We start from the raw sequence: 11,469 nt of genomic DNA on the forward strand, positions 1-11,469 counted from the left end.
CTCTTCAGAGATCGGTGTTCAGGCGGCCCGGTGGTTGAAACCATGCAGGTCGATGGAAGGCTCGCGCTCGCCGATCAGCTCGCTGAGCAAGCGCCCGCTGCCGCATGCCAGGGTGAAGCCCAGCGCGCCGTGGCCGAGGTTGAGCCACAGGTTGCGATACGCCGTCGCGCCCAGCAACGGCACGCTGCTGGGGGTGGCCGGGCGCATGCCGGCCCACTCGACGGCTTCGTCATAGGCGCCGGCATTGGGAAAGGTGTCATGGGCCTGGCGCTTGATCAGTGCCAGGCGTTTGGGGTCCAGCGCAGGGTCGAAGCCGACGATGTCGACCATCGCCGCCACCCGCAATTGTTCGCCGATGCGGGCGTAGACGATCTTGCGGTCGTAGTCGGTAATGCTCACGTCCGGTGCCCGGTGACCGGCGCCGATCGGCACGGTCAGGCTGTAGCCCTTGAGCGGATAAAGCGGCAGTTGCAGCCCGGGCAGCGCCAATAGTGGGCTGCGGTGACCGGCGGCGATCACCAGTTGCTCGACCGGCAGCACGTGTTCGCCCAGTTCGATGGCGTTGACGCTGCCGTTGCTGTGGCGAATGCCGGTCACCGCTTGCCCGAGGAGAAATTCGCAACGGCCGGACGCCTTCAGTCGTGCGGCCAGTTGCTGGCAGAAACCGTGGCAATCGCCGACCTCTTCGTCCGGGGTGTAGATTGCCCCGACAAAGGGCGCATCGGTCAGCGCCGGTTCCAGCTGCGCGCATTCGGCCGGCGACAACACCTGCTGTTGCTGCGGGTCGGCCAGAGACTGGCGCGCATGCTCGAAGCTGCTGTTCTGACGGAAAGTCACCAGTTTGCCATTGCGCCGCCACTGGAATCCCGCCAGTCCATCGTCCTCGCGCCAGGACCTCAAGGTGTCCTGGCTGAACAGCGCCAGGCGCAGCAAGTGCGCGGCGTTCTCGCGGTTGACCGAGCGGCGGCAGGCGCCGAGGAACGCCGCCATCCAGCGCCACTGGGCCGGGTCGAAGCGCGGGCGCAGCTTCAACGGTGAATCGCCGCGCAGCATCCAGCCGATGGCTTGCAAAGGCACACCGGCGTCGGCCAGTGGCGCGACATAGCGATAGGACAACTGGCCGCCGTTGGCGAAGCTGGTTTCGCTGCCCAGCGAGTCCCGTGCCTCGACCACCGTCACCTCGAAGCCGTCGCGCACCAGCGCATAGGCCGTTGCCAGGCCAATCACGCCGCCACCGATGATGCACACACGCTGAGCCATGTCAGTCCCTAAATCCGTTGTGAAGACAAGGCCAAGGTTAGAGCCAGGTGACAGACGTTGAACAATGCATAAAGATGGCAATCCCATAAACAAAGGTTATGGACTTGCCATGCGCCTCCGCCATATCGAGATTTTCCAGGCCATCCGCCAGACCGGATCGATCAGCGCTGCCGCGCAATTGCTGCACGTCTCGCAACCGGCAGTGAGCAAGGTGTTGCAGCACGCCGAGCAGCAATTGGGCTTCCCGTTGTTCCTGCGGGTACGCGGCAAGTTGCAGGCGACGCCGGAAGCGCTGGAGCTGGAGCGCGAAGTGGACAAGGTCAGCGAAAGCCTGCAAGGCGTGCGACGCCTGGCGCAGAGCCTGCGCCGCGAGCCTGGCCACAGCCTGCGCATCGGTGCCACCCCGGCGCTGGCCCTGTCATTGCTGCCGCCGGCCATTCACGAATGGACCGGGCGTTACCCGGACATCGTTTGCGAACTCTCCAGCGCCCACAGTCGCGAACTGGTGCAGAACCTGTTGATGCGCGAAGTGGATGTCGCCCTGACCCTGCAACGCCCGGATCACCCGGGGCTCAAGGCCCAAGCGCTGGCGTCCGGCGTGCTGGTGGTGCTGGCGCCGAGTGGTTACTGGCCTCAGGAAGAGGCGGGTAAACCGTTGCCGCTGATGGCGCTGGCGGATGCGCCGCTGATCGGTTTATCCAGCGCTGATCCGCTGGCCGCGCGGCTCGACAGTTACCTGGAAGCGGTCGAACCGCCGCCGCGGGTACGCATCGCCGTGCAAACCTACTCACTGGCACGGGCGATGGTGGAATCCGGCGCGGGCCTGGCGGTGATCGATCCGTTCACCGCCCTTGGCGCCTCTTGCGCCAGCACAACGATCCGCCCTCTGGCACCGCCGCTACCCATCACCCTGTACGCAGTGACCCGCGCCGCCGAACCACCGCCCCACACCTTGAACGACCTGTTGCAGGTATTCAGCCGTCGAGCCCGGGAGCAGCTGGATCGCCTGGTTCCGGTACAGCCTTAAAGCACATAAAACAAGATCGCCACAAAGTGCAGCAAGCTCCCGGCGATCACGAACAGATGCCAGATCCCGTGGGCATGCCGCAGCCGGTCGTCCAGGGCAAAAAAGATAATCCCGACGGTGTACAACACCCCGCCTGATGCCAGCCACGCAAATCCGGCGGCGCCCAGCGCCGCAAGTAACGGCTTGACCGCCACCAACACGATCCAGCCCATCACCGCGTAAATCACGATCGACAGAATGCGTGCTTCCGAACGCGGTTTGATCTCTTGCAGGATGCCGATCAGCGCCAGCCCCCAGACAATCCCGAACAACGTCCAGCCCCACGGCCCGCGCAGGGTCACCAGGCAGAACGGCGTATAGCTGCCGGCGATCAACAGGTAGATCGAGAAGTGATCAACCTTCTGCATGATCGCTTTCTTGCGCCCGCGCACGCTGTGGTAAACGGTCGATGCGCTGTAAAGCACCAGCAAGGTAAAGGCGTAGATCGCCATACTGACAATCTTCCACGGGCTACCGTCGAGACTGGCCAGCACAATCAGCCACACCCCGCCGACAAACGCCGCCACTGCCCCGACCAGATGCGTCCAGGCGTTGAGTCTTTCCCCGTGATACATGCGTTGCTCACCTCAAAATTCGTTACCGCCTTGCGCAAGGCTCAGGCCTCAAGGTTAAAAGCGCAATGTTTCCGTATAGCGCAATCCCGTGCAGGAGCTGCCGAAGGCTGCGATCTTTTGATCTTCAGCACCTTCAAGGGCAGCGAAAATCAAGATCAAAAGATCGCAGCCTTCGGCAGCTCCTACGAAAGCCATCGAGCCAAACGTTAGCCAATTGGGCACAATCGAGTCATTCCAAAAAGAGTCCGCCCCATGCTGATCGATGAAGAGTTGACCCTGAAAAAACTCGAGGTGTTCCTGGCCTTCATGCGCACCGGCAACCTGGCGCGGGCCGCGGCCGAATTGCAGACCAGCAATGTCAGCGTGCATCGGGCGATCCATTCCCTGGAAAGCGCCCTGCGCTGCCCCTTGTTCAAGCACGAAGGCCGCAGCCTGACGCCGCTGGAAAGCGCTTATGTACTGGAAGAGCGGGCACAGAAGCTGATTCAGGACGTCGTCGAAAGTGTACGCTTGACCCGCGAAGCCGCCGGGTTCTCCGCCGAACGTTTCAAACTGGGCTCGCTGTATTCACTGACGGTGAAGACCGTGCCGCAGCTGATCATGGGTTTGAAGATCCGCCGTAGCGAGCTCAACATCGACCTGATTCTGGGCTCCAATATCGACCTGCTCTACAAGCTCAAGAACATGGAAGTCGATGCGGCCCTGGTGTCGCTGGACGACAGTGTCAACGATCCGGATTGCGAGCAGATCCCGCTGTTTTCCGACGACATCTTCCTCGCCACGCCCGCCGACTCGAAGTTTGCCCAGCGAACTGAAGTCGACCTGGCCGAGGTCCGCGACGAAACCTTCATCACCCTGACCCAGGGCTTCGCCACCCACCAGGACGGCAAGCGGGTATTCGAGCAGGCAGGGTTCGAGCCGAAGGTGGCGATGCAGGTCAACGACATCTTCACCCTGCTGAGCATGGTCAGTTCGGGCGTGGGTTATGCGTTGCTGCCGGGGCGGATTGCGGCGGTGTACGAGAACCGGGTGAAGCTGATCCCGTTGCAGGAAAAGTACCGGTTGCAGCAGCACATTGGCGTGGTGTTCCTGAAGGCCAAGGAGCGTGATCCGAATCTGCTGGCGTTGCTGGCGGAGTGTCGGATGTATGCCAATCGGCAGGCTTGAAACCGTGTCGCGGCCATCGCGAGCAAGCTCGCTCCCACAGGAGACCGCATTCCAATGTGGGAGCGAGCTTGCTCGCGATGACGTCGGTACAGTCAGCGAAGATCCTGCGACTTACCCGACAATCCCGCGAACAATGAAGAACAACAGCGAAGGCCCCAGCAGACAGCCAAGCCCAGTGTGGAAGGTCGCGGTCAACGCGCCATAAGGCACCAGGCGCCGATCCGTCGCCGCCAAACCGGCGGTCACGCCACTGACAGTCCCGGCCAGCCCACCGAACACCATCGCCGAGCGCGGATTGTCCAGGCCCATCCAGCGCGCCGCCATCGGCGTACCCACCATCACCAGAATCGCCTTGATCAGGCCGGTGGCAATCGACAGCGCCACCACATCGGAACTGGCGCCAATGGCCGCTCCGGTGACAGGCCCGACGATGTAAGTCACCGCACCGGCGCCAATGGTGGTCATGCTCACCGCGTCGCGGTAACCGAATGCCCAGGCCATGCACGCGCCGACAATAAACGGCAGCACCGTGCCCAATAGCAGCGCGATCACGCCGATCAAGCCGGCCTTTTTCGCTTCCGTGGCCTGCACCTCGAACGCCGTGGCGACGATGGCGAAGTCCCGCAGCATGGCGCCACCCATCAGCCCGATGCCGGAAAACAGCGTCAAATCCGCCAGGCCTTTTTGCCCCCCGGTCATCGTGCCACCGACCCAGGCCAGTACCAGGCCGATGACGATGGCAATCGCCGAACCGTGGATGCGCCCGAAGGTCAGGCGTTTGGAGATCACCACTGACACCCACATGATCACGCCGACAAAGGCGAATGCGGTGACCAGACCGTTGTGCTCCAGACCGTTCTTGATGAGATCCCACATATCAGCGACCTCCTGCCGGTGCGCCAACCGGCGTTACATCCGCCGGTTCATCGGGCAAGGGTTCGCCTTTGTGGGTCCGGCTGATCAGGGCAATGGTGCAGCCGCAGATCACCACCGAACCGATCGCCGCCAACACCGCCACCGGACCACCATGCAGCGCCGTGACCACGTTTTGTTGCGCGGCCATCGCCACCACCACCGGGATGTACATCGCGCCCCAGAAGCCGACGCCCAGCTCGCAATCCTTGGTCATGCCGCCACGCTTGTGCATCCACAACCGTGCGCAGATCAGCAGGATCATCGCGATCCCGACACCGCCGACGTTTGACTTCACTCCCAGCAACACACCGAGCATGTCACCCATGATCACCCCTGCCAGCGTACAGATCGCCAACAGCGCCACACCGTAAATAATCATTGTTGTAGTCCTCAAAGTGCATTTCGAATGTTGTTTTTGTTGTTCGAAGCCTTAAGTCGGGTGATTTAAAAGTGGCGGCTGCCCTCCTCACGCATCAGCGCCTGCAAGGTATCGAGCCGGGCACCGTCGAAGGCAATCACGGTGCCCTGCTCGAACACCCGGCGCGCCAGCCCGGTCAGAACCGCACCGGGCGGCAGTTCGATCTGTAGACGTACGCCGCGCTCGTAGGCGCTTTGTACTGTGCCGCGCCAATCGACGATGCGGCACATGTTGAAGGCCAGGTCGTCACGCAAGGCTTCAGGCTTGATCAGCGGACGCGCGCGACTGCCGCTCAGGTAGCCGATCTTCGGGGTTTGCAGCGGCACCTTGGCGAAGGCTTCGGCCAACCGTTGCGCGGGCACCTCAAGCAATGGGCAGTGGGACGGCACGCTCACTGCCAGCCGCCTGGCCAAGCCAGCCCCGCAACCTTTCGCCAACTCCGCCACCACTTTCATCGCCGCGTCGCTACCGGCAATCACCACCTGGTTATCGGCGTTGATATTGGCCAGATAAACCGGCATTTCTGCGATATGCACCTGAGCCAACAGACTCTCCACCGTGGCCAGGTCCAGACCGATGATCGCGGTCATGCCGTAGCCCTGTGGATAAGCCTGTTGCATCAACTCACCGCGCAGGCTGACCAGATGCAACGCATCGCTGAAACCCAGGGCACCGGCCACCACCGCTGCCGGGTAAGCGCCGATCGACAAGCCGGCCACGTAGTCCGGGGCCATCGCCAGCTGGCGTGAAGCGGCGACACCGGCGATCAGCAGGCAAAGCTGAACCGCCCTCGTCGACTGCAACGCCTCCGCAGAATCCAGTTGCGTCACATCTTCACCGAGCAGATCGCTCGCCTCGTTCAACGTTTCCCGAGGCAAACGCGCGAGCATTCCGGGTTGTTGCGCACCCTGGCCGGGGAACACCAGCAAGCTGCTCATGCTGCTTGCTCCTGTGGATTCCACGGATCAGTAACCAGAGTGGCTTGGGTGGCATTTTTCAGCAGGACCCGCGACGAAGCACCGGCCCATTCGCGCAAGGCAACGGCGCCCGACGGAGTCTGCAATTGCAGGTCCACGCGGCACACGACTGCATCAAGAATGGCCACCAACGCCTGGGCGTCGATACGACTCAACGGGCGCGGCGTACGCAGGATCAGATCGAGATCGCTGCCCTCATGCAAAGCGGAAAATCCACTGGCCAACTCGAACCCGGCGCTACCGCTGACACCCCAGACCCAGCCACTGTCATCGAGGTGCGAGCGCAGTTGCGCCAAGGCGCGCAGCGCCGGGAAATCGCGCGGGCCTTGAACATGGCACAGCTCTTCCGGCCGCACCCGCCGCGTGATGGCAGCGACTTCCATCACCGCCGCAAATCGCTGTTCGCGCAACGGCCCGCGCACGCCCACCGCCACCCACCCCGACGCGCTCAAGGCGCGACGGACCACCACCGGCTGACCGGCACTGATCGACTCGATCACCCACGCAGGCGTACCCGCAGGCAACTGCTGCGAAGTCATGCCCCACAGCAGGTCGTGAGCCAGAAGCGCATTCACCACTGCGCTCTCAGCAATTGGCGAACCTTGCTCGACGCCGCACGGTTAGCCGCACCGAGACGACCGCTGAGATCCGCGCCCTTCCCGGCGACATCACCTATCGCCTGACCCAGGCACTCGGTCACCCGCGCCAGATCCGCCGCGGTCGGCTGCTCGATCTGTTCCACCGACAGGGTTTCCCACAGCAACCCGAGGCTGGCATAGCTGTCGATGTCATAGGCCATCGGCGGCACGCTGGCAGCCAGGGCTTCGAGCTCTTCGACGCTGCGTAAGGTCACCCGTGCCGCCGACGCCTTGCCCATGGCGTGCACCATCACCCCCGGATCGCGCAGGGCGATCAAGCGGTTGGCCTGATAGCCGTGGGCCAGAAAAGCCCCGGACATTGCCTTGCCCACCAGCAAACCGATCACCGCATGACCGGCCAGACGGGCACGGGCATAACTATCCGCCGCAGCAGCCAGCGCCTGATGAATGCCAAGGGCTTCCTCGCGTCGACCGTAAGCCTGGCTCGGCACGTCGACGATGGCGATCACTGCGCGCTTCTGCGTTTTGTCAGCATCGGCGGCAATCACCTCATCCACGGCCTTGGCCAGGCCCCAGCCTTCAAGCAAACCCACCTCGCCGTTGCGTGCACGGACGAAGCGGTTTTCCGGGTCGGCCACCACCGCAATGAAACGCACAGGCTGATCGCCCAGCGAACCGTCGGCGACCTTCAGCGAAGCCGGCAAACCCTCGACCGCTTTCGCCCCGGCACTCAAGGCGTTGAACCAGTTCAAGCCTCGCAGGGAATACGAACTCATGGGTGTTCTCCTTCGTACAGATCGCGAACCACAGAAGGCTCGATTTGCGGTTCGGCATCCAGACGCGCCAGGCGTTGCAGGAACAACTCGGCCTGCTGGCTGCGCGGCTGTGCAGGCAAACCCTGCTGGAGCAACTCAGCCACCTGTTGGCGAATCTGCGCCACATCGTCATCGACGTAACGATCCACCAGACCACTGGCGAAACGCTGCTCACCACCGGTCAGGCTCCAGATAAAGGGGCGGTCGCGGGAATCGTATTCTTCGAGTCCGGCTTCCTGCTCGATCACCTGCGGGCCGTTCAGGCCGAGTCGCGCTTCCTGGGTCACCAACAGATAACTGCACAACCCGGCGGCAATCGACATGCCGCCAAAGCAACCGACGCTGCCCGCCACCACACCGACCACTGGTTGGTACTGCTGCAAATCGACAATCGCCGCGTGGATGTCGGCAATTGCCGCCAGGCCGAGGTTGGCTTCCTGCAAGCGCACGCCGCCGGTTTCCAGTAGCAGCACGGCGCGGGTCGGGATGCCGTTGCGGTTGTCTTCGGCGGCCAGCTCCAGTGCACCGGCAATTTTTGCTCCGCCGACTTCACCCAGGCTGCCGCCCTGGAACGCACCTTCGATGGCCGCGATCACCACCGGCAAACCATCGAGATTGCCCTTGGCGATCACCACACCGTCGTCGGCTTGTGGCACCACGCCCTGGCGCGACAGCCACGGCGACATGATCCGTTGAAAGGGGTCGAGCAGTTCGCGGAAAGTGCCGGCGTCGAGCAGGGCCTTGGCCCGTTGCCGGGCACCGAGTTCGACGAAGCTGTGCTTGTTGAGCAGGGATGCGCTGTCAGTCATGGCCGATCTCCTCGAAGCCCTGTTCCAGACGCAGGCGCACCACGCCGGGTGTCGCACCGAAATCGTGGATGTCGATGGCCATCGCCGGTGGCGTCTGGCCGTCGAACATCCGTGCGAACAGATGCTGCCAGCGTTGCTCGCTGCCATTGACCGAGGTCTGCACGTTGATTGTCAGCTTGCCGGCCTGACCCGGTTCGATCAGCACTTCCAGATCACCCGAGCCGACACAACCCACCAGTGTGCGGCCGCGTGGTGGCTGCCCGGCGGGGAATTCAAAGGATAAAGTTTCCATCAAAACGCTTCCCTTCTTGAATGGCAGAGGATGAGGCCGTCGTCCGACTCGATACGGTCGATGAACAGGCAGGCTGCAAGCAAGTCGGCAGCACCGCCGGGCGAGGCATTCAACGCGATGAGTTGTTGGTCCAGCTCATGCAGGCGGCGACGTCCGGCGAGGCTGGCACTGCCACCCGCGTCGAGCACCGCCCGGGCGCCCCGCTGCATGGTGTTCAGCCCCTCTTCGCCCGCGCGGTAAAGCACGCAGGTGTCGGCCAGATTCGTCATGATCGCCAGCAGCGCATCGAGCCGGGCGTTCTGTTCGCCATGGCCGGTGGCGCGGCTGCGCAGCAGTTGTGGCAGAGCACGTTGGATCACCGCCGGAAAACCCAGTTGCGCTTCTTCACGGGCGCCGCGAGCGCCGTAGCGTTGGGCGACTTGCGCACCGTGACTGAGCGGACGTGGTGCAAAACGGTCGTCGAGCAAGGCCAACAGCGCAGCACGTATCGCCACACTATTAGCGCTGCAGGATTGAGGTTCCAGCGCCACGGCCGTGACCAACAGGCCCAAGGCCCAGATCGCCCCGCGATGGGTATTCACGCCGCCGGTGGTGTCGAGCATCACTTGCTCGCCTTCGCGACCGATGCGGCCCACGGCTTCGCGCAGGGGCAATCCGACCTCGCCGAACTCGATGGCGGCTTCCGCCATTTCTTTAAAGGCCGGCCACAAGGACAACGCCGACGCGTGCATCAACCCCAGGTGCAAATCGGTGTGGGCGCCATTGCCGCGACGGTCGACCAGTGCCGGTTTCGGCGACAGATCAGCCTCGTCGATCAGCGCGTCCACCGCCAGGTCCGCCAGCCGCTCGGCCAGGCTCAGGGTTTTGGTTTGCAGATTAAGTGCGTGCATTACCAGCTCCTGAACTTGGCGGGCGGGTTATAGAGGCCACCGGACCATTCCACCAGATCGGCCACGCTTTTCGCCGCGAGCAATTCGCGAGTGGCGTCGGTGCGGCGGATGCCGAGGTCTTCGGGCAAGGCGATCAGGCCTTCGCGGCGCATGCGCGCGGTGTCTTTGGGGTTGTGGCGCAGGCCGATGGCGGTCACCCCGGCGACGGCGGCGATCATCGCCTGGCGTTCTTCCAGCGAGCGCGCCTTGTACAGATAGGCGATGCCCTCTTCGGTCAATAAATGGGTGACGTCGTCGCCGTAGACCATGATCGGCGCCAGTGGCATGCCGCTTTTCTTCGCCACATCAACGGCATCGAGGGTTTCGACGAAGGTCGGTTTGCCGCCCTCCTGGAAGGTCTCGACCATCTGCACCACGAGTTTTTTACCGCGTTCGAGCATCGGCTCGGTCACATCGGTGTTGCGCATGTCGAGCCAGGCCGGTGTGCCGTGGCGACGACCGCGCGGGTCGTGACCCATGTTCGGTGCCCCGCCGAAACCGGCCAGGCGTCCGCGAGTCACGGTGGAAGAATGACCGTCGCCATCGACCTGCAAAGTCGCGCCGATGAACAGGTCCACGGCGTATTGCCCGGCCAGTTGGCTGAACATCCGATTGGAACGCAGGGAGCCGTCGCGCCCGGTAAAGAACACATCCGGCCGCGCAGCAATGTAGTTCTCCATCCCCAGTTCGGTGCCGAAGCAATGCACGCTTTCGACCCAGCCGCTTTCGATGGCGGGAATCAGGGTCGGGTGCGGGTTGAGGGTCCAGTTGCGGCAGATCTTGCCTTTGAGGCCGAGGGACTCGCCATAGGTCGGCAGGATCAGTTCGATGGCCGCAGTATTGAAACCGATACCGTGGTTGAGGGACTGCACGTTGTGTTTTTCGTAGATACCGCGGATCGCCATCATCGCCATCAGCACGTGCACGGGCTTGATGTGCCGTGGGTCGCGGGTGAACAGCGGTTCGATGTAGAAAGGCTTGTCGGCCACCACCACGAAGTCGACCCAGGACGCCGGGATGTCGACCCGCGGCAGGTCGCTGACGTCGTCCACCAACTGGTTGACCTGGACGATGACGATGCCGTCGCTGAAGGCCGCTGGCTCGATCAGCGCCGGGGTGTCTTCGGTGCTCGGCCCGGTGTAGATGTTGCCCGCGCGGTCGGCCATGAACCCGGCCGACAACACGACGTTGGGAATCAGGTCCACCACCAGCCGTGCGTAGAGTTCGATGTAGGTGTGGACCGCGCCGATTTCCAGCAGGCCGTCCTCGAGCAACTGGCTGATGCGCAGGCTTTGGGTGCCGGCAAAAGAGAAGTCGAGCTTACGGGCAATACCGCGTTCGAACAGGTCCAGGTGCTCGGAGCGTCCGACACTGGGCATGATCATGTGCAGGTCATGCAGCTTCGCGGGGTCAGCCTTGGCCAGAGAACGGGAAAGGAAATCCGCCTGTTTCTGGTTGTTGCCCTCCAGTACCACACGGTCGCCGGGCAGGATCAGCGCCTCAAGTGCCGCGACGATGTTGTCGGTGGGTAACACCACACCGTCGGCCAGGCCTCGCACCTGTTCGAGGCGCCGCTGCTTTTCGCTGCGCCGCCGCGTCCATCGCGAGTCGGGGGATATTGTTGTTGTCATGACCACTCCACGGGTT

The 11,469-nt window shown here is 63.2% G+C and carries 14 protein-coding genes; 2 read left to right on the forward strand and 12 right to left on the reverse strand.

Annotation, left to right across the window (positions count from 1 at the left end; all coding sequences use genetic code 11):
- Positions 1 to 18 precede the first annotated feature (18 nt).
- Positions 19 to 1,260: a D-amino acid dehydrogenase gene (locus AC1DKH_RS02775; protein WP_477797349.1), complete on the reverse strand. Its 1,242-nt coding sequence runs from the start codon at positions 1,258 to 1,260 to the stop codon at positions 19 to 21.
- Between the two features lie 109 nt (positions 1,261 to 1,369).
- Here AC1DKH_RS02775 and AC1DKH_RS02780 point away from each other — a divergent pair, with 109 nt between their 5' ends.
- Entirely contained in the window at positions 1,370 to 2,287 is a 918-nt protein-coding gene (locus AC1DKH_RS02780) for a LysR family transcriptional regulator (RefSeq protein WP_477797350.1), read from the forward strand.
- On the opposite strand, the gene trhA is transcribed toward AC1DKH_RS02780, so the two are convergent.
- Both trhA and AC1DKH_RS02790 read right to left on the reverse strand, forming a co-directional pair.
- On the reverse strand, positions 2,284 to 2,901 hold the full coding sequence (trhA, locus tag AC1DKH_RS02785; RefSeq protein ID WP_477752481.1) for a PAQR family membrane homeostasis protein TrhA: 618 nt from the start codon (positions 2,899 to 2,901) through the stop codon (positions 2,284 to 2,286). The two genes, AC1DKH_RS02780 and trhA, sit on opposite strands and share 4 nt — an antisense overlap.
- A 54-nt stretch (positions 2,902 to 2,955) precedes the next feature.
- Entirely contained in the window at positions 2,956 to 3,096 is a 141-nt protein-coding gene (locus tag AC1DKH_RS02790) for a hypothetical protein (RefSeq protein WP_477797351.1), read from the reverse strand.
- A gap of 57 nt (positions 3,097 to 3,153) precedes the next feature.
- On the opposite strand from AC1DKH_RS02790, the gene AC1DKH_RS02795 reads away from it, so the two are divergent.
- Positions 3,154 to 4,068 (forward strand): LysR family transcriptional regulator, encoded by a 915-nt coding sequence (locus AC1DKH_RS02795; protein WP_057712939.1) that lies wholly within the window; start codon positions 3,154 to 3,156, stop codon positions 4,066 to 4,068.
- Between the two features lie 111 nt (positions 4,069 to 4,179).
- Here the strand turns inward: AC1DKH_RS02795 and madM are convergent, their stop codons facing one another.
- The 9 genes from madM to mdcA form a co-directional block, all read right to left on the reverse strand.
- Positions 4,180 to 4,944, reverse strand: coding sequence for a malonate transporter subunit MadM (gene madM, locus AC1DKH_RS02800; RefSeq protein WP_103396750.1), 765 nt, complete (start codon positions 4,942 to 4,944; stop codon positions 4,180 to 4,182).
- A gap of 1 nt (position 4,945) precedes the next feature.
- Positions 4,946 to 5,362, reverse strand: a complete 417-nt coding sequence (gene madL / locus AC1DKH_RS02805) for a malonate transporter subunit MadL (RefSeq protein WP_477752483.1) — start codon at positions 5,360 to 5,362, stop codon at positions 4,946 to 4,948.
- 65 nt (positions 5,363 to 5,427) lie between these two features.
- A complete protein-coding gene (mdcH, locus tag AC1DKH_RS02810) occupies positions 5,428 to 6,339 on the reverse strand; it encodes a malonate decarboxylase subunit epsilon (RefSeq protein ID WP_477797352.1) in 912 nt (303 codons plus the stop codon).
- Positions 6,336 to 6,956 carry a malonate decarboxylase holo-ACP synthase gene (locus tag AC1DKH_RS02815; protein WP_477797353.1) on the reverse strand — a complete coding sequence of 207 codons (621 nt, stop codon included), beginning with the start codon at positions 6,954 to 6,956 and terminating at the stop codon, positions 6,336 to 6,338. The genes mdcH and AC1DKH_RS02815 overlap by 4 nt, the downstream gene beginning before the upstream one ends.
- On the reverse strand, positions 6,950 to 7,753 hold the full coding sequence (gene mdcE / locus AC1DKH_RS02820; protein WP_477797354.1) for a biotin-independent malonate decarboxylase subunit gamma: 804 nt from the start codon (positions 7,751 to 7,753) through the stop codon (positions 6,950 to 6,952). Before mdcE ends, AC1DKH_RS02815 begins: the two co-directional genes overlap by 7 nt.
- On the reverse strand, positions 7,750 to 8,601 hold the full coding sequence (locus tag AC1DKH_RS02825; protein WP_477797355.1) for a biotin-independent malonate decarboxylase subunit beta: 852 nt from the start codon (positions 8,599 to 8,601) through the stop codon (positions 7,750 to 7,752). The genes mdcE and AC1DKH_RS02825 overlap by 4 nt, the downstream gene beginning before the upstream one ends.
- Positions 8,594 to 8,893, reverse strand: a complete 300-nt coding sequence (locus tag AC1DKH_RS02830) for a malonate decarboxylase subunit delta (protein WP_008001147.1) — start codon at positions 8,891 to 8,893, stop codon at positions 8,594 to 8,596. The genes AC1DKH_RS02825 and AC1DKH_RS02830 overlap by 8 nt, the downstream gene beginning before the upstream one ends.
- The gene (locus tag AC1DKH_RS02835; protein WP_477797356.1) at positions 8,893 to 9,783 is read right to left on the reverse strand and encodes a triphosphoribosyl-dephospho-CoA synthase; all 891 of its coding nucleotides are present in this window, start codon (positions 9,781 to 9,783) and stop codon (positions 8,893 to 8,895) included. Before AC1DKH_RS02835 ends, AC1DKH_RS02830 begins: the two co-directional genes overlap by 1 nt.
- A complete protein-coding gene (mdcA, locus tag AC1DKH_RS02840) occupies positions 9,783 to 11,453 on the reverse strand; it encodes a malonate decarboxylase subunit alpha (protein ID WP_477797357.1) in 1,671 nt (556 codons plus the stop codon). Before mdcA ends, AC1DKH_RS02835 begins: the two co-directional genes overlap by 1 nt.
- Between the last annotated feature and the right edge of the window lie 16 nt (positions 11,454 to 11,469).

The organism is Pseudomonas sp. 05L36 (assembly GCF_056398125.1).